Annotated in this window: 20 protein-coding genes; 15 read left to right on the forward strand and 5 right to left on the reverse strand. The window is 66.5% G+C overall.

Annotation, left to right across the window (positions count from 1 at the left end; genetic code table 11):
* The first annotated feature begins 53 nt into the window (after window positions 1-53).
* Genes ACT53U_RS18160 through ACT53U_RS18185 form a run of 6 tightly spaced genes read left to right on the forward strand, consistent with a single transcriptional unit; the run spans window position 54 to window position 5,496 of the window.
* Window positions 54-1,037, forward strand: a complete 984-nt coding sequence (locus ACT53U_RS18160) for an ATP-grasp domain-containing protein (protein ID WP_476157213.1) — start codon at window positions 54-56, stop codon at window positions 1,035-1,037.
* Window positions 1,034-1,687, forward strand: a complete 654-nt coding sequence (locus tag ACT53U_RS18165) for an HAD family hydrolase (protein WP_476157214.1) — start codon at window positions 1,034-1,036, stop codon at window positions 1,685-1,687. Before ACT53U_RS18160 ends, ACT53U_RS18165 begins: the two co-directional genes overlap by 4 nt.
* Complete coding sequence (locus ACT53U_RS18170; RefSeq protein ID WP_476157216.1) at window positions 1,671-2,105, forward strand: sugar 3,4-ketoisomerase; 435 nt, start codon at window positions 1,671-1,673, stop codon at window positions 2,103-2,105. Before ACT53U_RS18165 ends, ACT53U_RS18170 begins: the two co-directional genes overlap by 17 nt.
* A gap of 4 nt (window positions 2,106-2,109) precedes the next feature.
* Entirely contained in the window at window positions 2,110-3,216 is a 1,107-nt protein-coding gene (locus tag ACT53U_RS18175; protein ID WP_476157217.1) for a DegT/DnrJ/EryC1/StrS family aminotransferase, read from the forward strand.
* A gap of 28 nt (window positions 3,217-3,244) precedes the next feature.
* Window positions 3,245-4,357, forward strand: a complete 1,113-nt coding sequence (locus ACT53U_RS18180) for an SGNH/GDSL hydrolase family protein (protein ID WP_476157218.1) — start codon at window positions 3,245-3,247, stop codon at window positions 4,355-4,357.
* Complete coding sequence (locus tag ACT53U_RS18185) at window positions 4,354-5,496, forward strand: glycosyltransferase (RefSeq protein WP_476157219.1); 1,143 nt, start codon at window positions 4,354-4,356, stop codon at window positions 5,494-5,496. The genes ACT53U_RS18180 and ACT53U_RS18185 overlap by 4 nt, the downstream gene beginning before the upstream one ends.
* Window positions 5,497-5,527: 31 nt before the next feature.
* On the opposite strand, the gene ACT53U_RS18190 is transcribed toward ACT53U_RS18185, so the two are convergent.
* A complete protein-coding gene (locus ACT53U_RS18190) occupies window positions 5,528-6,766 on the reverse strand; it encodes a KpsE/RkpR family capsule polysaccharide export protein (RefSeq protein WP_476157220.1) in 1,239 nt (412 codons plus the stop codon).
* 46 nt (window positions 6,767-6,812) lie between these two features.
* The gene (locus ACT53U_RS18195) at window positions 6,813-7,622 is read right to left on the reverse strand and encodes an ABC transporter permease (RefSeq protein WP_476157221.1); all 810 of its coding nucleotides are present in this window, start codon (window positions 7,620-7,622) and stop codon (window positions 6,813-6,815) included.
* Between the two features lie 178 nt (window positions 7,623-7,800).
* On the opposite strand from ACT53U_RS18195, the gene ACT53U_RS18200 reads away from it, so the two are divergent.
* The 6 genes from ACT53U_RS18200 (at window position 7,801) to ACT53U_RS18225 (ending at window position 14,273) form a co-directional block, all read left to right on the forward strand.
* Window positions 7,801-9,060 carry a KpsE/RkpR family capsule polysaccharide export protein gene (locus ACT53U_RS18200; protein WP_476157222.1) on the forward strand — a complete coding sequence of 420 codons (1,260 nt, stop codon included), beginning with the start codon at window positions 7,801-7,803 and terminating at the stop codon, window positions 9,058-9,060.
* 229 nt (window positions 9,061-9,289) lie between these two features.
* The gene (locus ACT53U_RS18205; RefSeq protein WP_476157223.1) at window positions 9,290-10,309 is read left to right on the forward strand and encodes a GSCFA domain-containing protein; all 1,020 of its coding nucleotides are present in this window, start codon (window positions 9,290-9,292) and stop codon (window positions 10,307-10,309) included.
* Window positions 10,306-11,145, forward strand: coding sequence for a hypothetical protein (locus tag ACT53U_RS18210; protein WP_476157224.1), 840 nt, complete (start codon window positions 10,306-10,308; stop codon window positions 11,143-11,145). The genes ACT53U_RS18205 and ACT53U_RS18210 overlap by 4 nt, the downstream gene beginning before the upstream one ends.
* Window positions 11,146-11,258: 113 nt before the next feature.
* Entirely contained in the window at window positions 11,259-12,122 is an 864-nt protein-coding gene (locus ACT53U_RS18215; RefSeq protein ID WP_476157225.1) for an SGNH/GDSL hydrolase family protein, read from the forward strand.
* 545 nt (window positions 12,123-12,667) lie between these two features.
* Window positions 12,668-14,008, forward strand: coding sequence for an HAD-IIIC family phosphatase (locus ACT53U_RS18220; protein ID WP_476157273.1), 1,341 nt, complete (start codon window positions 12,668-12,670; stop codon window positions 14,006-14,008).
* Window positions 14,009-14,033: 25 nt separating this feature from the next.
* A complete protein-coding gene (locus tag ACT53U_RS18225) occupies window positions 14,034-14,273 on the forward strand; it encodes an acyl carrier protein (RefSeq protein WP_476157226.1) in 240 nt (79 codons plus the stop codon).
* A 112-nt stretch (window positions 14,274-14,385) separates the two neighbouring features.
* On the opposite strand, the gene ACT53U_RS18230 is transcribed toward ACT53U_RS18225, so the two are convergent.
* From ACT53U_RS18230 to ACT53U_RS18240, 3 genes are all read right to left on the reverse strand, one after another.
* Entirely contained in the window at window positions 14,386-15,729 is a 1,344-nt protein-coding gene (locus ACT53U_RS18230) for a hypothetical protein (protein WP_476157228.1), read from the reverse strand.
* Between the two features lie 480 nt (window positions 15,730-16,209).
* A complete protein-coding gene (locus ACT53U_RS18235; RefSeq protein ID WP_476157230.1) occupies window positions 16,210-16,947 on the reverse strand; it encodes a sulfotransferase in 738 nt (245 codons plus the stop codon).
* A 301-nt stretch (window positions 16,948-17,248) separates the two neighbouring features.
* Window positions 17,249-20,038 carry a glycosyltransferase gene (locus ACT53U_RS18240; protein ID WP_476157231.1) on the reverse strand — a complete coding sequence of 930 codons (2,790 nt, stop codon included), beginning with the start codon at window positions 20,036-20,038 and terminating at the stop codon, window positions 17,249-17,251.
* Between the two features lie 219 nt (window positions 20,039-20,257).
* Here ACT53U_RS18240 and ACT53U_RS18245 point away from each other — a divergent pair, with 219 nt between their 5' ends.
* The 3 genes from ACT53U_RS18245 to ACT53U_RS18255 are packed head-to-tail and all read left to right on the forward strand — an operon-like array spanning window position 20,258 to window position 24,611.
* On the forward strand, window positions 20,258-21,550 hold the full coding sequence (locus tag ACT53U_RS18245; RefSeq protein WP_476157233.1) for a capsule biosynthesis protein: 1,293 nt from the start codon (window positions 20,258-20,260) through the stop codon (window positions 21,548-21,550).
* Window positions 21,547-23,466, forward strand: a complete 1,920-nt coding sequence (locus ACT53U_RS18250; RefSeq protein ID WP_476157235.1) for a glycosyltransferase — start codon at window positions 21,547-21,549, stop codon at window positions 23,464-23,466. The genes ACT53U_RS18245 and ACT53U_RS18250 overlap by 4 nt, the downstream gene beginning before the upstream one ends.
* Window positions 23,463-24,611: a hypothetical protein gene (locus ACT53U_RS18255; RefSeq protein ID WP_476157236.1), complete on the forward strand. Its 1,149-nt coding sequence runs from the start codon at window positions 23,463-23,465 to the stop codon at window positions 24,609-24,611. The genes ACT53U_RS18250 and ACT53U_RS18255 overlap by 4 nt, the downstream gene beginning before the upstream one ends.
* Window positions 24,612-24,698 lie beyond the last annotated feature (87 nt).

A 24,698-nucleotide genomic window follows, 5' to 3' on the forward strand; every position in this document is an offset into this window, starting at 1 on the left:
CGATGCGACCTGCTCCGAATCCCAGAGCGTCCGACCCGCTCGATCCGGCCGATATGACCAGAACGCTCATTCTGACCTCCGCCGGGACCGCGACAGCGGTCGCCATCCTCGGAACCATCGCGCACATCGATGGTCTCGAGATCGTGACGACCGACGTCGGCGAGGCGGCGACGATCTGTGCGCCGACGCTGTTCTCGACCCGTCATCGCGTCGTCCCCTACGCCCGCGAGCCCGAGGCCTTCGTCGCCGCGATCGCCGCGATCTGCGCTGAGACCGGAGCCGGCGCGGTCTATCCGATCCACGACGGCGAGATCCGCGCCCTTGCCGCCGCGGCCGACCGCCTGCCGCCCGGTGTCCGTCTCGCCGCCCGCGATGCCGCCGCCGTCGATCTCTGCGGCGACAAGCTCGCCGCCGCGCGCCGCTGCGTGGCCGCCGGCATCCCCGCACCGCTGACCGTGACCGGCGCCGAACTGGCGGAGGACGCCACCTTCCCGCTCTTCCGCAAGCCGCGCCGCGGCGTCGGCAGCATCGGCGCGCGTCTCGTCGCCGACCGATCGGCGCTGCGGACGGAGGACCTCGCCGAAGACGTCGTCTTCCAGGAGGTCTGCACCGGAACGGAATACACTATCGACGTCCTGCGTCGTGGCGACGCGATCGTGGCGATCGCCCGCGAACGGCTGGAGATCAAGGCCGGTGTCTCGACCAAGGTGCGAGTCTTCCGCGACGCGCGCTTCGAGGCCCTCGCCGCGGCGGTCGCCGCCGCCTTCGATCCGCCCGACCTCTTCTGCTTCCAGGCGATGAACTCCGCGCGCGGCCTCCTCGTCACCGACGTCAACCCGCGCAGCGGCGGCGGCAGTTCGATGACGACGGCGGCCGGCGTCGACCTCTACACCCCGTTCTTCCTCGATCTCGTCGGCCTGCCCGGCGCCGAGGCGGCCTTCGCCGAGGCGCAGTCGCGCGCCGCCGCCCTCTCGCCCACTCTCGTCTGTCGCGCCTGGCGCGACGTGGCGACCCATGTCGAGAGCTCCCTGCCATGAAGATCGGTCTCGACTTCGACGGCACGATCGTCGACTGCCGCCCCCGTCAGGAGGCCGCCCTGGTCGCGGCCGCCGCGGCCTGCGGCCTCGCAGCGCCGCTCGATCTCGACGCCGTGTGGCAACACCGACGCCACGGTGCCACGTTGGTCGAAGCCCTCGTCGCCTGTGGGATCGACGCGACGGACGCCCGGCGGGTCGGTGATCGCTGGGTCGAGACGGTGGAGGACGACACCCTACTCCCGCTCGACCCGCTGCTGCCCGGCGCCCACGCCGTCCTGACCCGGCTCGCCGCCCGCCACGATCTCGCGATCGTCTCGGCGCGCCGGCGTCCCGAAGGCATCACCCGCCGGATCGCCGACCTCGGCCTCGACGATCTCGTCGACGAGCTCCATGTCGTGGCGCCCGGTGCGGGCGCGGCGGCGGCCAAGGCCGAAATCTTCCGCCGACGGAAAATCGCCTGTTTCGTCGGAGATACCGAGAGCGACCTGCGGGCTGCACGGCTCGCCGGAATACCGGTCTGTTTGGTCGCCACCGGCCAGCGCGACGGCGTCTGGCTCGCCGGGCAGGATGACGACGGAACCCCCGGCGTCCCGGTTCTCGGCACCCTCGCCGACTTCGAGAATTGGATGAGCGATGCCCTATTCCGTTGATGCCTGCCGGTTCATCGACCTGCCTCAGTTCACCGACCGGCGCGGCAATCTGTCGTTCGTCCAGAACGACGACCATCTGCCCTTCACGATCAACCGGATGTACTACCTCTACGACATTCCCTTCGGCGTCGAACGGGCGGGCCATGCCCACCGCGCCCTGCATCAGCTGTTCTTCGCCTTCTCGGGCGCCTTCCGCCTGCATCTCGACGACGGCCACACCCACCGCGAAGTGGTGCTCGACCAGCCCAATCGCGCCTTCTACGTCTGTCCGCGGATCTGGCGCGTCCTCAACGGTTTCACCTCGGGCGCCGTCTGCTGCGTTCTGGCGAGCGCCAACTTCGACGAGAACGACTACATTCGCGATCACGACGACTTCCTCGCCTTCGTGGCCGAGAACGACGCGGCGGAGCGGAGCTGACGTGATGACGGTGCCATTCCTCTCGCTCGCCCGGTTGAACGAGCCCCTCCTCGCCGACTTCCGGGAACGGCTCGAACCCTTTCTCGCCGCGGGCCGGTTCATCGGCGGCGAGGCGCTCGAAGCCTTCGAACGCGCCTTCGCCGCCCATTGCGGCGTCGGCCACGCGGTCGGCACCGGCAACGGCCTCGATGCGTTGGAGCTCGCCCTGCGCGCCCTCGACATCGGCCCCGGCGACGAGGTGATCGTTCCCGCCCACACCTTCGTCGCCACCTGGCTCGCCGTCACCCGCGTCGGCGCGACGCCGGTCGGCGTCGATGTCCGCCCCGGCTGCGCCACGCTCGATCCCGACCTGATCGAGGCGGCGATCGGACCGCGGACGCGGGCAATCATGCCGGTCCATCTCTACGGGACCACCGCCGACATGGCGCGCATCCTGCCGATCGCCCGCCGCCACGGCCTGCGGGTCATCGAGGACGCCGCCCAGGCACACGGCCATGTCCGCTTCGGCCGGCGCGCCGGCGCCCACGGCGACGTCGGCTGCTTCTCCTTCTATCCGGGCAAGAACCTCGGCGCGCTCGGCGACGCCGGCGGCGTCGTCACCGACGACGCGGCGCTCGCCGCCCGCATCCGCATGCTCAGCAACTACGGCAGTGCGGCCAAGTACCACCACGAGCTCTGCGGTTCGAACTCCCGGCTCGATCCGATCCAGGCGCTGTTCCTCGGCCTCAAGCTCGAACGGCTCGACGCGATCAACGCCCGCCGCGCCGCCATCGCCGCCGCCTACGACCGGGTGGTGCCGGCCCGCGACGACGGCCGTGCCTTCCATCGCCTGCTCGAGCCCGGCCTCGACGGCGTCTGGCACCAGTACGTGCTGGTCTGCCGCGACCGCGACGATCTCGTCGCCCGGCTGGAGGCCGCCGGCATCGGCACGCTCGTCCATTATCCGGTCATTCCAGCCGACCAGCCCTGCTATGCCGCGCTGAAGCGACCGGCGGGCACCTGGCCGATGGCCGAAGATCTCGCCCGGCGGGTCCTCAGCCTGCCGATCGGCGAATACCTCGAGGCGCACGAGATCGAGCAGGTGTGCGACGCGCTGCACGCCGCGCTGTGACGTCGACCCGTCTGTCGAAGGGACATTCATGAAGATCCTGATTCTCGGCGGTTCGAACTCGCTCAGTGCGGACGGCTGGGTCCGTCACATGGCCGGGCACTTCGCCGTCCATCTCGGCCGGACCGTCGAGATCGTGAACCTCTCGGTCGGCGGTACCACGTCGCTCGGCGCCGTCGCCCGCCTGCTCGCCCGCCCCGATCTCGGTGACGTCGACGTCGTCGTCCACGAATACGCGCTGAACGACACCGGCCACCTCAATCACCGCACCCACGGCGTCGCGCATTGGCGCGCGATCCAGTCCATCCTCATGGCCGCGCTCGCCGAACGGACGGGCAGGGCGCTCTTTCTCCCGGTGATCCTCGCGGCGCGCTCGTTCTTCGCGCTCGACGTCGCCAACCGGATCTACGACGCCCAGAAAGCCGTCTGGGCCGGCCTCGGTCTCGTGCCCGTCGACGTCCGCCGCTGGATGTACGACGGCTTCGGCCCCTGGCCGCCGGACTTCCTCTATGCCGACGAGTCGCACTATCACCACGGTACCGCCTCGACGGTGATCGGCAGTCTCGTCGCCGAGCGCATCGCCGCGCTCGCCGGCGACCCTGCCACCCCGTGCATCGCCGAGGTGCGGGCACGCGGCGTCGCCGCCGGCCTCCTCGACGCCGTCGCCGTGGACTTCCTCGGCCCCGACCGCCTCGCCCCGCATGTCGTCGGCCCCTGTGAGCGGCTGGAGCGGACGAACGGCTTCATGACGGTCCCGGTGCTGCGGCTCGGTGCCGGCGCCCGCCTCGCCCTCGACCCCGGCATGGCGTTGGCGACGCTGGTCCTCGCCTCCGACCTCGACCATCGTGCCGTCCGCCTGCGCACCGCGGCTTTCGACGGCCTCGTCTCGACCCGCTACGCCGACCTCGAGCCGGGCCGCTTCCTCCACGCCAACATCCCGCCGGCGCTGATCCACGACCGCCCGGTCTCCGCCCTCGCGGCCTCCGACACCCGCATTGCGATCGACGTGCCGGCGACCGTCGGCGACCGCCTCGACGCCTTCGACTGTTTCGTGCCGCCGACCGCCGGCGCGGCGCCGAACCGCCTCGACCTGGCCGGCCTCGTCTGCGCCCGCTTCGAACGCGCGCCGAGGGGCGGACGATGATCCGCGCCGACACCCTGCCTGCACCGATCGCGACCCTCGTCACGCCCTGCTTCCGCACGCCGGTCTGGCAGCTCGAACGGCTGGCCGCCTCGATCGCCCCGGTGCGTGACGCGATCGAATGGATCGTCGTCGACGACACGCCCGAAAGCCCCGAGGTCACGGCCTTCGCCGAGCGCATGGCGCGCCGCGGCCTGAGGCTGCGGCTGATCCGCCACGACGCCAATCTCGGCATCGTCGCGTCCTATCTCGACGGCTTCGCCGCCGCGACCGGGCGCCATGTCGGCATCCTCGACCACGACGACGAGGTCGATCTCGCCCCGCTCGTCGCCCGCCTCGCCGCCGCGCCGGACCTCGACCTGCTCTATTGCGACGAGGCGAAGTTCCGCCCCGGCGCGGCCGAACCCTTCGTCAAGCCCGACTTCGACCCGCTGTCGGCGCTGCACTGGTTCTACATGCACCACGTCACCTTCTTCCGGACGGACGTGGTGCGGTCGATCGCCGAACGTCATCCGCCGGAGGGCATCGGCTCGGCCTTCGACATCTGGCTCGCCCTGACCTTCGTCGCCGAGATCGCACGCGACCGCCTTCTCGCGGTCGAACACCTCGACCGGATCGCCTACGGATGGCGCGTCCACGCCGGCTCGACGGCGGCGAGCAGCGGTCAGAAGCCGGCGCTCGAGGCCGAACGCCTGCGCCTCGCCGAGACGATCACCGCCCGTGCCGGCACGCCACTCACCGCCACGGCCCACCCGGTGCACGGCTACTCCTGGACCTTCGCTCGCACCGCCGCGACCGGCGATGCCGGCATCGCCGCCCACCGCGCCGCGCTCGCGGCCGACGGCACCTGGACCGCCTGCGCGCCGGCCGCCGCGAACGACGTGCCCGCCCTCCCGATCGCCCCGATCGCCGCCTATTTCCGGGCGCCGGTACTGGTGGTTGCGCGCAAGACGATCGCCGACCTCCCCGGTCCGGCGACCACCGCCGCCCGCCAGTTGCCGCACGTCCCCTTCCTGCACGAACCGACCGCCGCCGAGATCGCCGAGATCGCCGACCGCCTCGCCGGCCGTCCCGCCGTGGTGCTCGCCCCACCCGGCGACACCGGCCCCATCGCCCGCTTGTGCGTCCTCGGCGAAGGGTGAGAGGACGACATCACGTCGACGCCCTCCCGCCTCAGCGGGACATGTTGTCGCGCGCGAGCGTCATCAGCGTCACGAAGACCACCCAGAGCAGGAACGCCGGGCCGACCGTCGCCGACCAGTAGAGCCAGCGGCGCGGATAGAGCGACTGTTCGGCCGCCATCGGCTTGAGGAAAGTGACGAGATAGGCCTTCTGCGTCTCGACGTCGGTGCGCGCCATCTCGTAGGCCTTGGCAGCGGCGGCATATTGCTCCTGCGCGATCTTCACGTCGGTCTCGGCGCGCCCGAGCGTGAACTGCCGCGTCGCCAACGACGGGTCGGCGCCCTGCCCGCCGGCGAGCTTGCCGACATAGTCGGTGATCTGGCGGCGCAGCTCGGCGATCTGCGCCTTGAGGAGGCGCACCTGCGGTGCGTCGTCGGTCGCCCCGCCCTGGAGCGACAGCTGCTGTTCCTTCACCGAGAGCTCCGCCCGGAGCGCGTCGATCACCGACTGCAGCCCCTTGGCCGCAGCGCCGGTGTCGAGCACGCCCTCGCGGGTCCGTACGTCGCGCATGGCGGCCGTCGCGTCGCGCAGATTGCCCTCGGCGCGCCGCAGCTCCGCCGTCGCCCGCTCCAGCGCATCGCGCCGCAGGCGCATCGACATGTCGTTCACCAGCGCCTCGGACTTGGCGACGATGCCGTTGGCCAGTCGAAGAGAATCCTCGACCGTGAAGGCCCTGACGCTGACCGAGACGATGCCGCTCGTCTCGTCGAGCGCGGCGTCGACCCGACGGCGCCAATACTTCTCCAGCTCCTCGATCGGCGCGTCGGCCTCCAGCCGCGAGAAGCGGTCGACGTCGGGCCGCGTGAAGACCGCACGCAGGTCCGTCTCCGTCTGCAGGGCGTCGACCATGCCGCGGCTGCGGACGTAGTTGGCGACGATCTGCGCGTCCTGAGACTGCTGCGAACTGCCCAGACCACCGAGGCCGGTGAGCGTATCGAGCACCCCGTGCTCGCTCGAACGCAGCGCGAATTTGAACTCGGTCGCATATTGCGGACTGGCGACGAGGCCGAAATAGACCGAGGCGACGACGAGCGGCACCAGGACCATCAGTCCGAAGGAGACGACCAGGGCGAGGCGATAGATCCTGTCGGACCGCCGGGCGCGAAAGCCGCCGCCGCCCGAACTGAAGCTCTGCGGCACGCGCGACTTGCGGGCCGCTCGCCGCAACGCGAGCGAGATCCCTTCCATCCGTCGAACGGCCGATTCGGGCGAGACGATCAGGTCCTGCATGGTCCTTCCCAGACGCGACGACGCCGCCGGCCGCACCGTGAGCCTATCATGCCTTGAGGATGCGACCACGCATCAGCGTGTTGCCCGCAAGTCCGAGAAACAGCGCCGTCGACGCGACCACGAGAATGTAGCCGCGATCGAGCGGGATGTCGCCGTAACCGTCGTAATAGGCCGAGCGGAACCACGTCACCAGATGCAGGACCGGATTGTAGGACAGCACCTCGCGGGCGGTGTCTCCGACCAGCGGCAGAAAATTGACGACACCGCCACTCGCATACATCACCGCCATCGACAACACGAAGGGGATGAACCAGAAGCGGAAGAGCGCGATCCCGACGACGTTGAAGACGCCGAAGCCGATCCCGAGATAGACCGCCGCCAGAGAGGCCCCCAGCGCGCGTTCGAGGTCGAGCGGCCACATGTCGATGCCACCGAGCGCGAGGCCGGCGACGAAGATCGCCGCGACCAGGAAGGCCGTCAGGAACTCGACCACCGTGCGCGCGACGATCAGGTCGATCGTCGAGATCACCGGAAAGTTGAGGAGCTGCCGGTTCTGCACGATGGCGAAGGAGACCCACCGCGCCGGATAGAGGCAGAGGATGTAGGGCAGGCCGCCGGTCGCGATGAAGACCTCGCGACTGGAGCCGATCGGCGTCAGCCGCCGGAGCACGACGAAGATGCCGAAGATCAGCAGCAGATGGGCGAGCGGCCAGCCGACGGCGATCAGATAGGACACGTGGGTGCGGCCGAACCGCGTCCGCATGTCCTGCAGCATGATCGCGCCGATCACCCGCAGTCGCTGTCCCAGAGCCCCGCCCGTCCGATCGAGCCAGACCCAGCCATCCGATGAAGACATGGAACCCTCGTCCTCGCCGACCTCGTCGCCGGGAGTTCATTTCCCTGCGAATATGATGTAACCGAAGAACCCTCCGCAAGGGGCACGCGGGTGCTTCGAGGAAGACGGAGCGGCGGCCGGACGGGACCCCCGTCACCGCGGCCGACGCGATCGACCAGGACCCGGAGACGCCGGACGGATGAAGAACCGCCCCGCCATCGTCGATGCGAGCCCGACCGCCGCTGCGCCCGAGCGCGGAATGCGTGCGCGTCTGGCGGCGGCGAAGCGGCATCTCGTCGACCTCGTGCGTGCACCCGGACTGCCTGACCTCGCCGGCGAGCGCGACGCCGTACCCCTGCCCGGCCGCACCGGCGGCCTCGGGCGCTCCTTCGCCCTCTTCGTCGCCCTGCCGACCGTCCTCTTCGCGCTCTGGACACTCGTCTTCGCCGCCGATCAATACGTCACCGAGGTGCGTTTCACGGTGCGGTCGGACCAGGAGCAGAGCAAGATCGTCGAGTCGCTGTCGGTCCTGTCGAAGCTCGGCGACGGTAGTGGCTCGACCAATCTGCAGAACGCCTTCATGGTCTCCAACTACATCCAGAGCCGGGCGATCGTCGCCGACGTCGGCGGCGAGGCGGCGCTTCTGAAGATCTGGGGGACCGATCGCGCCGATGTCCTGTCGCGGCTGCGTGGCGGGACGTCCGAGGAGCTGTGGAAATACTGGAACCGTCGCGTCCAAGTCCAGGTCAACAACGTCTCGAACATCATCTTCCTGAAGGTCTGGGCCTTCGATCCGCAGACCTCGCGCGACCTCGCCGCGCAGATCGTCGCCAGGAGCGAGGCGCTGGTCAACGACATCTCGCTGCGCATCCGCAAGGACGCCATGGCCGATGCCGAGGCGGAGGCGACGCAGTCCCGCGACCGCCTCCTTGCGGCACGCGAGGCGCTGCGCGACTACCGCACCCACAACCTCTACCTCGACCCCGCCGCCGCAGCCACCTCGATCGGCCAGCTCCTGACGAGCCTCTCGCTCGAGCGGCTGAAGACCCAGAACGAGCTGACGGCGCTGACCGCATCGCTCGCCCAGTCGACGCCGTCGGTCCGTATCGTCGAAGGCCGCCTCGCCGCCCTCGACCGCCAGATCGCCGAGCTCCAGGCCCGCCTGACCGACCGCTCGGAGGGCTCGATCGCCGCGACCACCGGCCGTTTCGAACAGCTCAGCCTGGAAGAGAAGTTCGCCGAGCGGCTCTACACCACCGCCGAAGCGGCCGTGCAGCGTGCGCGCCAGAATCTCGGCCGCCAGGCGCTCTATCTCATGGTGATCGTGCCGCCGAGCCTCCCCCAGGCCGCGCTCTACCCCGACCCGCCGATCGACATCGCGGCCTTCTTCTTCGTCGCCCTGATCCTCTGGGGCATCGTCACGCTGACGGTCGCGAGCATCCGGGAGAACATGACGTGAGATGAACAGAAGGTCATGAAAGGGACGTGGACTTCTGCCAGGCTCCGCCTATGGTGAGGCATGGGCCAAGGGAATCGCGCTTGGCGCACTCAGCACATCGACGACGTCTCTCTCGATCATGTATAGTTTTTCACCGATCCAATTCTGAGAATTCGATTCTGACGGACATGCGATGAGTAGAGAACCCAAAGCTCAAAGCCAAAACCCCTACAGCAATCTAGACCCTCACATGTTTTGGCGCAGCGGCGTTGCAGAGTGTTCGCCGCTGAACCCCAAAGCCATCTACAAAAAGAAATTTTCGATCGAGAAGTCGGCTGCGATCATGGCCGCCGGAAGCTGCTTTGCGCAACACGTCACCAGACATATGCGCAAGAGAGGCTTCAATGTACTCGACGTCGAACGGGCACCATGGGGCCTTCACGAGAGCTCCCATCAGAAGTTCGGGTATGCAATATATTCTGCACGGTATGGAAACATTTATACGGTGCGACAACTCCTGCAACTGGCCAAGGAAGCTGCGGGGCTGTGGGAACCCGATGGATTTGTCCTGGAGTCGAACGGTCGATACTTTGATGGGCTCCGTCCCTCGGTAGAGCCGGCCGGTTTGCGTTCCATAGCCGAAGTGCGCGCCCACCGAGACTTCCACCTGAGATGCGTGCGTGCGCTCTTTTCGAGCATGGACGTCATGATTTTCACGCTCGGCTTGACCGAAGCTTGGCTTCATTTTTCGTCGGGAACGGTTCTTCCTGTCGCCCCCGGTGTCGTGGCCGGCCGATTCGACCCTTCGGAATACGAGTTCAAGAATTTTCGGTATGACGAGATTGTCGATGACTTCGACGAATTTCGCAAAGTCGTCAAGGCACTGCGAGGAGATCGCGACTTCCGCATCGTCTTGACCGTCTCTCCGGTCCCGCTCACCGCAACCGCCAGCGGAAACCACGTCCTGACGGCGACGACATACTCGAAGTCGGTGCTGAGAGCGGCCGCCGGATATCTATCGGACACGAACGCCGATATTGATTACTTCCCTTCATACGAGATCATCACCAACCAGGCCGCCCGGGGCATTTTCTATGAAGGAAACTTGCGCTCCATCGCCCCGGATGGGGTAGATACGGTGATGCGTACCTTCTTCGATCAACACGATCCCGTCGCCCCCCAGCATGTCGAGCAGAAGCAATCCGGCAGCCCAATCGACGACGCAGATCCTCAATGCGACGAAGCGGTGTTGGCGGAGTTTGCGCGATGAAAACACTCGTAATTGGAACGTCGCATGGCGCTGATCTGGCAAAAGCCTTGCGTTATTATAAGAGTCATTTGAACTCGGTGGCGACGATCGAGGTGACGCCCGCCTTTCTTCAGGAACCGCTGTTTCGGCGTGTAGTCCGAACCTGCCCGCCGAAGCTCGACGGCGAAGGCATTCAACTCGCCGGCATCGACCAAATACGAAATGTGTGCGAAGCACGAGTCGCCTGGACCCTACCGATTATAGACAGTTTTTCAACCGCGATGAGAGACGTGTCGAACTTCGACACGATCATCGCGGTCGACATGCTATTCAGAGGACACTTTTCGACTTTATTAAATTGCGACGGAGAGACAATTTACATTGGAGAAACACCGATTTCCGTAGAGACACTGAGCGAGTTCGATGGTTTTTGCGGCAGCGCAAACTCAGATGTCACACAATGGGCCGACGGAATTTTTGCTTCTCCTCCTTCGCAAGGACACTATCGGACTCAAGCAAATGCATCGGATTTATTGCACAGCATCTCCCAAGCCGCGCCGAATGCACGGAGAATCCTGCTTGCCTCGCCCTTTCTTCCCGCCGACTCCAAAGAAGCTCGAGCGGACGCGAAGAATGTTGCGCAGAGAGAAAGCACGATCACAACCATAAACAAATTGCGGTCCGAATGGCTTGCCAAAATCGGATGGCAATACAAGGGCCAACCAGAAGAAACGACACTAAATATAACTAGTACCAAGAATGAATATTCAATATTTTCAAACATCGAAAAGAAATCTGCGGATTTCCATATGTCTGAAATGTTTTGGAAGAACTACATAGATATTATATTCGGCTAAATTGCCACCACTCGTGACTTGTTGCCGAGCCGAAATCAGTGAATGACTTTTCCGGAAGGGCAATATCTGACCCCTGGGAGTCAGGACGTATTAAATGCACGATGAGGAATGCGATGGTTCGCTGGATCAAGTTGAAAGAATTCGATCCGTCGGTCGATACGACAGTCACGCCGAGCGACGATTATCTGAAGGGATGCGACGGATCGTTGCCTCGTGGCGATTACCGTCTACGCTCTGATGAGCATGGGTTCATGCGGTCCGGCGCACCTTCATCCGACGGCAAGAAAATCGTCCTTTTGGGGGACAGCGCCTCCGAGAGCTTCTTCATATCGGAGGACAAGCGTCTCGGTGCTCAGATCGAGACGAAACTCAGAGATGGCGGCTACAGCGTCGACGTTCTCATGAATGCAATGTCGAACTGTACGACATTACATTCTCTCAATATCTACATAAACAAGTGCATCCCTCAGTCTCCAAGCGTAATGATACTGATGAACTGCGGCAGCGATGCAGCTGTATTGAGCTCAAAAGGCCTATATTGGGTAAATGGCGAGGGGGCATCCGAGAAGGCGCTCAATCCGATTGCCGAGCATCGGGTTGGAACTGACACGATCACATTGGAATCGGTCGATATGGCCGAACGAATTCGGATGCTCACCTTGTTGAAAGCGGCAGTCGAAACGTACGGCGGGCTCCTCGTCGTGGCGACCGTTCCCTCCCGTACAATAGACGAATACGTCGACCGCACCATGGGCGTCGGCAGCGAGTACTATCGCAAGCAACTCGCTTGCCGCAGCGCGGTGAACGAGGCCACCCGTGCCTTTGCCGAGCGCGAGGGCGTCCTGCTGATCGACGTCGAAAGACGGATCGATACGAACGACATCTTCTACGACACGATCCACATGAACGAACACGGCTGCGGTGTCGTCGGCAAGATGATCGCGGACGCTCTGGTCGAGGCGAAGATCATCGAATGACCGGCACCGGCTCGACCGACCTCTACTGGCTGCCCGAGGACGCGGACGTCAGGGCCCGCCTGATGCGTCTCGCCCGCGGGCAGGACACCGCCTGGCGTTCCTTCGTCGAAGCCGCGCGCGTCCGGCTGGACTTCGTCACGACGAATCATCTGGCGTCGTCTCTGGCCCGCACCTGCGGCGCGGAGCCGCCGACCGAGGCCGTCGGCTCGATGCGCCTGGCGGTCGTCGCGTCGTCGACCGTCGAACATCTGCTGCCGGCCATCCGCGTCGGCGCCTGCCGTCGCAATCTCTGGGTCGACCTCCATGTCGGCCCCTACGGCCAGACCTTCTCGGAACTCGCCGACAGGACATCCGCGACCGGCCTTTTCGCGCCGACCGCCATCCTGATCTGCCTCGACGCGCATCATCTGTTTTCCTCCCCCGTCCCGGGCGAAGCCGCCGTCGACGAGGCCTTCGAACGCATCCGTCGGCTGTGGTCGCTCGCCAAGGAGAATTTCGGCGCGCAGGTCCTGCAGCAGACCGTACTACCGGTCTTCCCTGCGCTGATGGGCTCGAACGAACACCGTCTGCTCGCGTCGCGCCGGCGTTGTGTCGATGCGCTGAACGAGCGCATCCGCATCGAGAGCGATCGAGCCGGCGTCGATCTCGTCGACGTCGCCGACGCCGCACACCGCCACGGCTTGGCCGCCTGGCATGATTCCGCCCTCTGGTTTCGCGCCAAGCAGGAAGTCGGCCCGCTCGCTGCGCCGCTCTTCGGCGACCTCGTCGCGCGCGTTCTCGCGGCTCGCCACGGTCGTTCGGGCAAGTGTCTCGTCCTCGACCTCGACAACACCCTGTGGGGCGGCGTCATTGGCGACGACGGGCTCGGCGGCATCGCCATCGGACAGGGCAATGCCGAAGGCGAGGCCTTCCTCGCGTTTCAGGAATATGCCCTCGCCCTGTCGAAACGCGGCGTGATCCTGGCGGTTTGCTCCAAGAACGACGAGGCCAATGCCCGTCTGCCGTTCGAACGCCATGGCGACATGCTGCTCCGCCTCGACGACATCTCCTGCTTCGTCGCCAACTGGGACGACAAGGCGACCAACATCGAACGCATCGCGCGCGAACTGAACATCGGCGTCGATTCGATCGTCTTCTGCGACGACAATCCGTTCGAACGGAACTGGGTGCGGTCCAAGCTGCCTGACGTGTGCGTCCCGGAACTGCCGACGGACCCGGCGCTCTATGTCGGATGCGTTGCCGACGCCGGCTATTTCGAATCCTGTTCCATCACGTCGGAAGACCTCTCCCGCCGGGAGGCCTATGCCGCCAATGCCGAGCGCGCCGCGCTCGAGGCTCGGGTCGAAAGCCTCGACGACTACCTCCGCGAGCTGTCGATGACCATGCATTGGGGAACGATCACGGACGAGACGATCGTCCGAGCGACCCAATTGATCAACAAGACCAATCAGTTCAACCTGACGACCCGTCGCTACGCCGAGGAGGACGTCCGCCGCTTGGCCGAAGGACGCGCGCCGGCCCTGTGGTTCCGACTGACCGATCGCTTCGGCGACAACGGCCTGATCGCCGTCGTCCTCTGTCGCGCGGACGAGAACGGCAACTGGGACATCGACAGCTGGCTGATGAGCTGTCGCGTCCTGAAGCGTGGGGTCGAACGCGCGATGCTCGACTGCCTCGTCGAAGAGGCACGTCGCTGCGGCGTACGAGCCCTGCTCGGGACCTATCGGCCGACCGAAAAGAACGCGATGGTGGCCGGCCTCTATCAATCGCTGGGCTTCGAGGCGGCCGGCGAAGGCGAAGACGGCGCGACGTACTGGCGGCTGGACGTCGCAACTCACGTTCCGGCCGACGTGCCGATCGAGCGGAAGCTGCACCGTCAGGATTGAAACGCAATCTCGGAGACCATCGCGCATGAGCACGATCGACGAATTGCAGGAACTGATCCGCCACTTCTTCATGGACGACGCGATCGAGGTCGACGCCACGACGACGGCAGCCGATGTCATCGGCTGGGATTCCCTGACCAACATCACCCTGATGCTCGCCGTGGAGCGGCACTTCGGCGTGAAGTTCACCTCGCGCGAGATCGAATCCTTCAAGAACGTCGGCGATCTCGCGACCACGGTCGATGCCAAGCGTCGAGCGGGCTGAAACGGCAAGATCCGTCGAAGGCGCATGTCGGCCACGTCCGGAGACATCGCGCATGACGGAGGGCGGAGCCGACCTCGCGTACCCCGGATGCCGCCGGTCTCCCCCCCCCCGATCAGCCCGAGGCGGCGGCGACACGGAGACGCTCGGCATGCGAGCGGCAGTAGCGATTGTCCGGCGCGAGTTCCAGCGCTCTCTCGGCCGCCGAGAGAGCGACCTCGATCATGTTCGCGCGCTCCGCCACATGGGCATAGGTATGCCAGTTGTAGAAGTTGTCGCCCGCGAGTTCCGTCGCTCGGCGGGCGAATGCCACTGCCGCGGCCCGATTGCCGAGCGCATCCGCGATCCGGCCCGCCTGGCACTGATAGGCTGCGTTCAACGGCGCCAGTGAGATCGCCTGTTCCTGGGCCTTCATCGCTTCCTCGTTCCGCCCCGCCGCGCTCAGGAGACTGGCGAGATGGTGCTGGAACCAGGACGTCGAGGGCGACAACCTCACCGCCGTCTCGGCGTTCTCCAGGGCCGTCGACGCGTCGCCCAGACTCGCGTGGATCTGCGCGATGTGGCTGAACAACGCGCCCTTCCCGGGGTGAATCAGGGTCTGGACCTTCAGGACATACAATGCCTCGAGATGCCGCCCGGCCTTCGACAGTTCCAAGGCCAACTGGTTGTGAATCTTGAAGTCGTCCGGAGCCAGCCCCCCCGCCTTGGTCAGCAGAGCCAGCTTCTTTTCGCGATCGAGAGATCGACGCTGTCCCGCGATCTGGAAATAGTAGACGCCCGATTGCCTCTTCGAAGCGCGATGGGCGCGACCCACCGCTCCGACGAGGTCGGCCTCCTCCCCGCTCGCGACCGACTTGACGACCTGCTTCAGAATGGCTCCGCCGACGTAGGTGTGGCCGATGAACGGCAACCCCACGAACACGACGTCCTTGTATTCCTTGATCTTGTGTGCCTGCCGACGATCCGGCGCAAACAGCGGGTCGAACAGGACATACGCCCGGCAGCCCTCCGGCAGCGGATCTTTCATGTGGTCGCAGACGCGGGGGTATTTGTGAGCTTCGTTGGTCCATCGCTCTTCGTGCGGCACATCCCCCCTCCAGATCGAGAACTGAGGTATCTGCGCGATGATCCGCTTTGCTCCCAAGATGGGGCCGAAGTTGAGCGCTCCGTACCCTCCCATGCTGCTGCCATAGGTCACGACGAGATCGTAATTCGAAGCAGTTCTCTTGATGACTTCGATGCACGCGGCGGTATCGTCGTGTTGGAACCAGTCGTTCCTCGCAGTGACGACATGAACGGCATCGATGCCCTCACGCGCGAGAAATCTCTCCCCGAAGCCTTCCGCAAGCAGAGACGGCTCCTCGATCCAGGGACAGAAAGTAACGAACAAGACACGTCCGTCGCCGACACCGAGACGGCCACGAGCCAATATGTTGCTCGTCTCGTAGACGATGTTCATTACCCGTGCCGTCCCGAGGGTAGAGTACAGTATGTGTATGAAGGCAGAAGAGACCGCCGCTCGTCGGAATGCAAGGCGACAAAGTCATGTTTCATGTCCGTCCTCTTGCGAGTGCGGAGCGGAGGGTGGTCCGGCCGAACGGGCATTCCATTCGACCGACGCGCCGCGTCGAAGTCGTGCAGGCTCCTGCGAGCGCGGACCGCTCGACCGACGAGCGCAGTCGATCGCGAGCGCTGCTCGTCAGGCGCCCGTCGATTCCTCGAACACGCCATCTCGACGGCCTCCCCGCTTGCGGCCGCGCTGCAGTCCGACTTCAGGGCCTGTACAACGCGCTGCGCGAAGACCTCGCGCGGGATCCCGGCCGATCGATACGCCGCCTTCTTCTTCGTCGCCCCGATCCTCTGGGGCATCGTCACATTTGACGGTGTCGAGCATCCGCGAGAACATGGTGTGAGGCGACAATTCGCAGAGCAACGGCAATCACACCATCTCGGCAAGCAGCGACTCGCAGATGTCGGCGATATCTGCGTAGTTCGTCACAGTTTCAGATAGTGAATAGCCTTGCTTGACGTATACAGTATCTTGAAGAACAATATCTGTCTGAAAGAAATCACCGAGCCGCTTTTGCACCACCAATCGTCGATCTTGATCGATGAGGTCTTCGTAAGATATATCGACATACCGGATGCTGGAAAAATTTTTCTCGATCTGATCATCGTAAAAATTGATCTCGTCGATCCGTTGCAACAGCCAATCGCGATCGACATGAATTGATCGCAATGGCGGCTTCGTTCCCGAATGAACCGGAATCCCCGAAGCCTCGTTTGCCGCCATGATTTCCAAAGAAACGATAGCCTCGACGACATTTCGCCGCCGAAGATGCACAACACCAAAATTATTATTATATAAAAAGCTATATATATTATATATAGACTGCATTTGCGGGATCTTTATATCAAAACCAATGTGCGATTTCTTCGCTTCACACATAACCCCCGTAAGCTGGTTGAAATAATCATTGAGCACAGGAGTCCAATTCGACGGAAGAGCAAGATCCGGATTCTTTCGCGCGCGCTCCATCATGAAGCTATAGAATCCCCAATGAAAATAGTCGGGAAAAAATACTTCTCCATAGCAAAAAATCGCCGGATTCGCGTTCAACATGTCCCGGAAGAACGTCGTTCCACAGCGTGGATGAGAAATGAGCGCGAATTGCATATAGTCGTCCTCTAAGCTCGACATTCAAGCTTAGTCAGCATACATCAAGCTCTTTCCAATTGCGACTCCCAGAATGCGCCGTCGCCAAGGATGGCAAACTCGATCTATTCCTATCATCGTTAAAGTTCAATGTATGCCCGAATTCAGAAACAAAGCAGGTTCACTGCTCCATAAAAGCGAGCATTCTTCATGTCCGCCCCCTGCAGTCACAATCTAGGTTGTTTCTTCGGAAGAAGCATATGATGCAATATGCGTCTTCCGAAGAAACAACCTTACGATCTCTCACCGGCACGTCGCGGGATCAAGCCGGCACCACGATCTCCGTCGTCAAGACGAAGGGCGAGACGTGGCGCCCGTGGCGTCGGCCATAGGTCTCGGCGGCACGCGCGAGGATGCGGAAGCCCGAGCGCCCCTCGCCGTGACCGTAGTCGTGATAGTGCCGGAGCGCCCTCGACCGAGCCGCCTCGCCGAAGACCTCGGCGACATCGGGGTAGAGGCGGACGTAGTCGGCCGCCTCTACTTCCTCCACCGCGCCGAAATGATCGCGCGCCTCGGAATGACGATCGGCGATCGCCGCCAACAGGCCGAGCACGCCGCGCAGATCGGTGGCGGCCTCCCGATCGACCCAGGCTCGGCTCAGTGCGTCGAGCAGCAGCGTCGCCGTCCCGGTCTCGAACTTGGGCTCGGCGATCAGCAGATGCAGGCAGTCGACGTGATACCGCGCCACTTCGCCGCGACGCGCGACGATCTCGGCGAACTCGCGGGCCGCGGTGTCGACCCGACCGAGCGACCAGGACGCCAGCACGTCGGCCATCTCGACCGGCAGACCGACCCCGAACGACGACGACGCCCCGCCCGACGAACCGCGCGTCACCCGGACCCGTCGTTCCTCGCCGCCGCCCACGTCGTCGGGCCGGCGCATCGCGTCGCCCCAGGCGACCGCTGCGCCGGTCGAGCCGATCGCGCGCGCGTGGGCGGCGAGATCCTCGACCTTCTCCGAGAGCGACCGCTCCTGCGAGACCAGACGCTCGAGCAACTCGCGATGGGGCGAGATGGAACGAGCCCAGCTTGCATGATTGGCCTCGTCGGCGACCGCTTCGGCACCGGTCGCCAGTTCCAGCGCGTCGCGCCAAGCGGCCGCGCCCGTGGTGAAATCGATGGCCTCGAACACCCGGCGTTTGTTCACGATGCGCGATGTCGCCGAGATCATGCTCGGCTTGCCGACCTCGTAGAGATAGAGCGGCTCGGGCAGGATCGTGACGCGACCGCCGGCCTGAACCACTCGCAGGAAGAGCTCGTAGTCCTCGTAACCGACGCGCTGGATCTCGGTGTAGCCGCCGATCTTCTGGAAGAAGTCACGGCGCAGCAGTGCCGTCGCGGCCCCGAAATGATTGGCGACGTGAGCGAGCGACAACGGCCCGCCGAGCGGGACGTAGGAGACCTTGCCCTGCCACGTCTCGGGCGCCAGCTCGTATTTCGCGCGCTCGGCGACGTCGAGGAAGTAATTGAGACAGTTGACGACTTCGGCTCCCGTCTTCTGTGCGGCGGCGACCATGCGCTCGACCGCGTCGGGGAAGAGCAGATCGTCGTCGTCGAGGAAGAGGAGATAGTCGGACTGCGTCGCCGCGGCGATCGTGTTGCGCGCCGCGCCGAGATAGCCGTTCTCCCGTTCGATCAGGCGCCCGCCGGCCCGCTGCAGCATCTTGCGGATCCGCGGCAGAGCCGCACGCGTCGCCTCCGAGCGCGAACCGTCGTCGACCACCACGATCTCGAGGTTGTCGTAGGTCTGCCGGAGCGCCGAGACGATGGCGCCGATCACCTTCTCCGGCCGCTCGAAATGGGTGATGCCGAGCACCACCTTCGGATGGGCGCCATCACCCACCGACGCCGGGGCCGGACGCGGCAGGTCGCGGTGGAAGGCACTCCACTGTTCGGCGATCGCCTCTGGCGGCTCGGCGAAGGCGGGAACCCGCACGCCGCCTTCGATCAGAGCGGTGATTCGGGCAGCGAGCGAGACCGGATCGGTCTCCACCACCGCCTCGTCGTGGAAGGCTTCGGCGATCAGTTCGCGCGCGCCACCCTGGAGGGAGGTCAGGACGGGACGGCCGACGGCCATCGCCTCGACCACCGTATAGGGCGAATTTTCCGCCGACGACGGAATGACCACCAGCGCGTCGGGTCGCGACGCGAGGAAGGCGAGCGCGCCACGACGGTCGAGCCCGATGCGAAACTCGATCGGGAACTTCCACGAGCGTGCCCGCTCGTTGACGAAGACGCCGGACGGCATGCCGTTCAGTTCGCCGAGCCCGCCGAGGAAACAGACCGAGACGCCCGCCTTCTCGAGTGCCGGCGCCGCCAGTTCCAGTGCCTCGCAGAACGAGGTGATACCCTTGCGCCGCTCGTGGCGGCCGAAGAAGATCAGCTCGCGCACGTCGACCCGTTCGCCCGCCGATCGCCCGGCGCGGCGCATCTTCACGCTCTGGCTGCAGACGTTCTTGATCACGTGGACGCGTTCGTCGGGCGGCAGGACGAAGTCGTTCGCCTTCATCCAGTCGACGAGATAACGGCTCGGGCTGACGACGTGATCGGCCAGCCGGATCGATTCGCGCTCGAGATGGTCGATCAGCAACTGATCGGCGTGGAAGAACAGGGCCGCGTTGGCATGCAGTGTCCAGCGCAACGGCCCGTGCAGTTGCACGACCAGCGTCGTCTCGGCGAAGGCTTCGCCCTGTTCCTTGGCGGCAGTGCAGAAGAAGCCGAGACCCTTGTAGTCGTGGAAATGCACGAAGTCCCAGGTCTTGGCCTTCTCGGCGAGGTGGCGATAGACCGCATAGGCGCGTTCCTTGACGCCACCTACGGACCAGGCCCAGCGCGAGACGTCGACGATCTGCAGCGCGATGCCGTGTTCGGCAAAGCCGTCGCGCAGGCGCGCCTCGTCGGCCGGCGCCGGCATCGCCTGCGGCACATAGACGATGTCGACCTCGTGTCCCTGGTCGGCCAGAACGAGCGAGAGTTCGTAGAAGGCCGCGCCGATCCCGCCGGAACGGCCGAAGACCGACAATTCTTCGGTAACGAGTGCAATCTTCGCCATCGTGCTGAAATCCCCCCTGAGACGAGGCAGTCGGGCTGCCTGAAAAAACGATCCCTCGCCCCCCGGCGACGTTCGATCCCCGATCTCGCCGAAGCTTCGCAGACCGACGAAACTCCCCCGGGCGTCACAGACAGAGGGACCGCGGAGTTGACCCACCGGGGGTTCGTCCATAAACCCTCTTCCCGAACACGAGGTCGAGGGAAGAGGATTCATCCGGCGATGGCCGCGACCGGTTACATCCCATTCGTCCTGTTCCTGCAAGGCCCTTCTTCGCCGCTCTGGGGCGAGCTCGCGGACGCCTTCGAAGCGCGGGGCGCGCGGACGCGCAAGGTCCATCTCGCGCCCTCCGACGCACTGTTCTGGCGCCGGCCCGGGGCCGTCTCCTATCGCGGTTCGCTCGCCCGCTGGCCCGCCTGGCTCGAGGCGCTGATCGCGCGCGACGGCATCACCGACATCCTGTGCTACGCCGATCGCCTGCCCTTCCACGCCGCCGCCGCCGAGGTCGCGGCGCGGCTCGGCGTGCGGTTCCACGTCGTCGAGAACGGCTATTTCCGCCCCGACTGGGTCACGCTCGAACGCGGTGGCATGGGCGTGCGCTCGCATTTCCCGAACGATCCCGACCTGGTGCGCGAACGCGCCCGCGGCCTGCCGGCGCCCGATTTCGAGATCCGTCACCGCCACCGCTTCCACGTGCTCGCCGCCCACGAGGTCGCCCAGTCGCTGGTCGACTTCTTCGCCCGGCCGCTCTACCCGGGTTATCGATCGGAACGGTATTACAATACCATTCACGAGTATCTCTCGTGGTTCCCGCGCGCCCTCGTGGTGCCGCGGCTGCGCAAGGTGACCAAGGCGATCGAGCGCTGGAGCCCCGACACGCGCTATTGGCTCTTCGCCCTGCAGCTGCAGGCCGATTTCCAGATTCGCGCCAATTCCCATTGGGGTCATCTCTCCAACCTCCTGGAGAGGGTGATCGGCTCCTTCGCCGAGAATGCCGCGCCCGACGAGCGGCTGGTGGTGAAGCTGCACCCGCACGACAACATGATGGAGCGCTGGGACCGCGTCGCCGCACGGATCGCCGCCCGCCACGGCGTCGCCGATCGCGTCTTCACCGTCATCGGCGGCGATCTCGGCGGGCTGATTCTGCGATCCCGCGGCGTGCTGCTGGTCAATTCGACGGTCGGCATCCACGTGCTGCGCGCCGGCCGACCGCTCGCCGTGCTCGGCGCCGCCGTCTACGACATGCCGGGCCTCGCACACACCGGCCCGCTCGACACGTTCTGGCGCGCACCGCAAGCGCCCGATCCGGAGCTCGTCGACGCCTTCCTGCGCCTGCTCGGCGCCACCACCCAGATCAAGGGCGACTTCTACGATCCCGCCGGCCGCGCCGCTGCCGTCGCCGAGATCGTCGATCGCATCGTCACCGGCCGGGTCAACGAACCCGGCGGCTTCGTCGACCCGCCGCCGCGGCTCGCCGCCTTCCTCGCCGCCCGCCCCGACGGGAGCGGCCCATGAGACCGGGGGCCGACACGGGCACGACCGTCGCGGTCACGCCCGATCGCCCGATCGACCGGCTCGCCGGCCGCCTCGCGGAGATCCGTGTCGACGATCCCGACCACCGCCTCGGCGCGACGCCCGCCGTCGCCCTGGTGCTCGACCCCGCCCGCGCCGTGCCGCCGCGCCATCTCCACGTCGACGCGGCCGGTCGCGGCCGGCTGACACTGCTCCTGCCGGCGGAGACGAAGGCCGTCGCCCTCGTGCCAGCGCCCGACGCCGCGGCGACCGGTCGACCGCCGCGCGCGAACCTCGCCCGGCCGTCGCCGCTTCGCCTCTTCGGCGCGCTCACCGCCCGGCCGCGACGGCTCGCCGCGATCCTGCGCCTCGCCCTCGGCGGCAACCGCCGCGGCACCGAGATCCGTCTACTGCGCCTCCTCGAGGCGATCGCCACGCCGCCCCACGCGGCGTTGCTGGCGCTGCGCGCCGCCGAGGACGCCGCCGATCGCCCGTCGTGGATCGCCGAGCAGGCGACTTGGCCGGCCCGTCCCCGCCTCGCCGTCCGCCTCCTCGGCGACGACGCAGGCCTTCGCGCCGCGACCCTCGCCGACCTCGCGGCGCAGACCTGGACCGACGGTGTCGTCATCGCCGACCCGAACGCGGCGGCGGCGGATGCCGATCTCGACCTCGTGCTGCCGGCCGGCACGCGGCTCTCGCCCGACGCGCTGCACCATCTCGTCCGCCCCTTCGCCGTCGATCCGACGACGCTCGCCGTCTACTGCGACGAGGACACGATCGCGGCCGACGGACGGCCGCGCGATCCGCTCTTCCACCCCGCCTGGAACCGCGCGCTGGCCGAGGCCGGCGGCTTCGCGCCGACCGCCGTCGTCGTCCGTCGCGGCCTTCTGCCCTCCGCCCTCACCGAAGCCGACACCGCGGCCCGGCTCCTCGCGATCGCCGAGGCCGGCGGCGACGACCGCATCGCCCATGTCCCCCGCCTGCTCGTCGCCCGACCGGCCGCGGCTCCGCGTCCACGACCGATGCCGCGCCCGGCGCCGAGCCTCGCCGATGACGTCCGCCCCGCCGTCTCGGTGGTGATCCCGACCCGCGACCGGCCGGATCTCCTCGCCGCCTGCCTCGACGGGCTGTTCACGAGGACCGCCGGCGTCGAGCTCGAGGTGATCGTCGTCGACAACGGCTCGGTCATGCCGGCGACGCTCGATCTCTTCCGCCGGCTCGAGGCCGATCCGCGCGTCCGCCGCATCGTCGCCCCCGGCCCCTTCGACTTCCCTGCCCTCAATGCCGCCGGCATCGCGGCGGCGACGAGCGAATACCTGCTGCTCCTCAACGACGACGTCGAGGCACGCGAACCCGGTTGGCTCCGCGCCATGGTCGCCGAACTGGCGGACGAGAGCGTCGGCGCGGTCGGCGCCCGCCTGCTCTTCCCCGACGGCGCGATCCAGCACGCCGGCATCACGCTCGGCGCCGGCGGCATCGCCGGTCATGCCTTCGCCTTCCTGCGGCCCGAGGGCGGCGAGGACGGCGGCCTCCTCTCGCTGCGGCGCGACGTCTCCGCCGTCACCGCGGCCTGTCTGTTGACCCGCCGGACGACATGGGATTCCATCGGCGGCATGGACGCCGGAAGGCTCGCCGTCGCCTTCAACGACGTCGACTGGTGCCTGAAGCTGCGGGCACGCGGTCTCCGCATCGTCTGGACGCCCGCCGCGACGCTCCTCCACCGCGAACAGGCGAGCCGCGGCCGCGCCGAGACGGCCGAGACGCGGGCGAGGCGCGCCGCCGAGGAGGCGGTGATGATCGATCGCTGGGGCGAGGCTCTGATGCGCGACCCGTTCCACTCCCCCGCCCTGTCGCTCGCCGGCGAGACCCTGCTGCCGGCGATCGCCCCGCGCGACAGGTCGGCGAGGTTTGCGCGATGAAGCGCCGGGCGAGACGGCTGCGTGCCCATGTCCGCCGCGCCCTGCGCGGCATCGCCGGCGCCGTGGCACGCCGCCTGCCGCGCCCGACGATCCGGGCCGCATCGACCCGCGCCGATCGGCCGATCGAACGCATCGTCGTCTTCGCCCGCCTGCCCAATCCGACGGTCGACTACTATCTCGCCGCCCGCCTCGCCGCCCCCGGCATGCCGCCGGCCCGCGTCGTCGACATCCGCGACCGGGAGGCGATCGACGGTCTCGAGGCGGCGGGCACCTTCGTCCTCGTCTGCCGCTACGCCAGCCGGCCGGCGCTCGCCTGGATCGACCGCAACGGGCCGGATCTCGCCGGCGTCGGCGTCTTCACCGACGACGACGTCGGCGCCGTCGTCACCGGTGCCGACGCCACTCTCGGCTATCGCCTGTTCCTGTGGCACCGCGCGCTGGCGCCTCTCGCCCGGCTGAACCGCCACGTCGACCACGTCTGGACGGCGACGCCGGCACTCGCCGAGGCGATCGGCGGCGACGGCATCGCCGTCCTGCCGCCGGCCCCACTGCCCGAGATCTGGTGCGGTGCCGCGGCCCCGCGCGTCGACGGCGCGCCGCTGCGCATCGCCTATCATGCGACCGGCATCCACCTGCGTGAGCACCGCTTCCTCGTCCCCATCCTGACCGAGGTCCTGCGGCTCCGCCCCGACGTCGTCCTCGAGGTGATCGCCGACGACCGCGCCCGCGACCTGTGGAAGGGCCTCGATCGCGTCGCGATCGTCGCGCCGACCTCCTGGCCCGCCTATCTCGAGCGCAGCCGGGGTGAGCGCGCCGACATCGTCGTCGTGCCGCTTCTGCGCTCGCGCGCCAACCGCGCCCGTGCCGGCACCAAGCGGATCGACGTCGCCCGTCTCGGCGCCGCCGGCGTCTTCTCCGCCTCGCCGGCCTACGGTACCGGCGACGGCTCCGACGAAGTGATCATCCCCAACCGGCGCCGCCTGTGGATAGCCGCGATCCTGACCCTGATCGACGACGCGGAAGCCCGCGCGAAGGCCGCCGCGGCCACCCGTCGCGCCGTCGAGGCGATGGCGGCGGAAGCCGCTCGCGGCATTCCCGAACTCGTCGCGCGTGCCACCCGAGCGTGCGCGGAAAAACACCTGTGACTCGATTGTCACGCCTTGTAAGCATTTCCTGTGTTAAGCATGGCGGGCTCGGTGCGCCGCATGGTGCGGCCGGCGTCGCGCGTCTGC

The sequence above is a fragment of the Pinisolibacter sp. DMC19 genome, assembly GCF_056313985.1.

What these genes read in the sequence shown, in the direction of transcription:
- ACT53U_RS18160 (WP_476157213.1), top strand. Translation starts at nt 54, where the DNA reads ATGACCAGAACGCTCATTCTGACCTCCGCCGGGACCGCGACAGCGGTC.
- ACT53U_RS18165 (WP_476157214.1), top strand. Translation starts at nt 1,034, where the DNA reads ATGAAGATCGGTCTCGACTTCGACGGCACGATCGTCGACTGCCGCCCC.
- ACT53U_RS18170 (WP_476157216.1), top strand. Translation starts at nt 1,671, where the DNA reads ATGCCCTATTCCGTTGATGCCTGCCGGTTCATCGACCTGCCTCAGTTC.
- ACT53U_RS18175 (WP_476157217.1), top strand. Translation starts at nt 2,110, where the DNA reads ATGACGGTGCCATTCCTCTCGCTCGCCCGGTTGAACGAGCCCCTCCTC.
- ACT53U_RS18180 (WP_476157218.1), top strand. Translation starts at nt 3,245, where the DNA reads ATGAAGATCCTGATTCTCGGCGGTTCGAACTCGCTCAGTGCGGACGGC.
- ACT53U_RS18185 (WP_476157219.1), top strand. Translation starts at nt 4,354, where the DNA reads ATGATCCGCGCCGACACCCTGCCTGCACCGATCGCGACCCTCGTCACG.
- ACT53U_RS18190 (WP_476157220.1), bottom strand. Translation starts at nt 6,766, where the DNA reads ATGCAGGACCTGATCGTCTCGCCCGAATCGGCCGTTCGACGGATGGAA.
- ACT53U_RS18195 (WP_476157221.1), bottom strand. Translation starts at nt 7,622, where the DNA reads ATGTCTTCATCGGATGGCTGGGTCTGGCTCGATCGGACGGGCGGGGCT.
- ACT53U_RS18200 (WP_476157222.1), top strand. Translation starts at nt 7,801, where the DNA reads ATGAAGAACCGCCCCGCCATCGTCGATGCGAGCCCGACCGCCGCTGCG.
- ACT53U_RS18205 (WP_476157223.1), top strand. Translation starts at nt 9,290, where the DNA reads ATGTTTTGGCGCAGCGGCGTTGCAGAGTGTTCGCCGCTGAACCCCAAA.
- ACT53U_RS18210 (WP_476157224.1), top strand. Translation starts at nt 10,306, where the DNA reads ATGAAAACACTCGTAATTGGAACGTCGCATGGCGCTGATCTGGCAAAA.
- ACT53U_RS18215 (WP_476157225.1), top strand. Translation starts at nt 11,259, where the DNA reads ATGGTTCGCTGGATCAAGTTGAAAGAATTCGATCCGTCGGTCGATACG.
- ACT53U_RS18220 (WP_476157273.1), top strand. Translation starts at nt 12,668, where the DNA reads ATGGGCTCGAACGAACACCGTCTGCTCGCGTCGCGCCGGCGTTGTGTC.
- ACT53U_RS18225 (WP_476157226.1), top strand. Translation starts at nt 14,034, where the DNA reads ATGAGCACGATCGACGAATTGCAGGAACTGATCCGCCACTTCTTCATG.
- ACT53U_RS18230 (WP_476157228.1), bottom strand. Translation starts at nt 15,729, where the DNA reads ATGAACATCGTCTACGAGACGAGCAACATATTGGCTCGTGGCCGTCTC.
- ACT53U_RS18235 (WP_476157230.1), bottom strand. Translation starts at nt 16,947, where the DNA reads ATGCAATTCGCGCTCATTTCTCATCCACGCTGTGGAACGACGTTCTTC.
- ACT53U_RS18240 (WP_476157231.1), bottom strand. Translation starts at nt 20,038, where the DNA reads ATGGCGAAGATTGCACTCGTTACCGAAGAATTGTCGGTCTTCGGCCGT.
- ACT53U_RS18245 (WP_476157233.1), top strand. Translation starts at nt 20,258, where the DNA reads ATGGCCGCGACCGGTTACATCCCATTCGTCCTGTTCCTGCAAGGCCCT.
- ACT53U_RS18250 (WP_476157235.1), top strand. Translation starts at nt 21,547, where the DNA reads ATGAGACCGGGGGCCGACACGGGCACGACCGTCGCGGTCACGCCCGAT.
- ACT53U_RS18255 (WP_476157236.1), top strand. Translation starts at nt 23,463, where the DNA reads ATGAAGCGCCGGGCGAGACGGCTGCGTGCCCATGTCCGCCGCGCCCTG.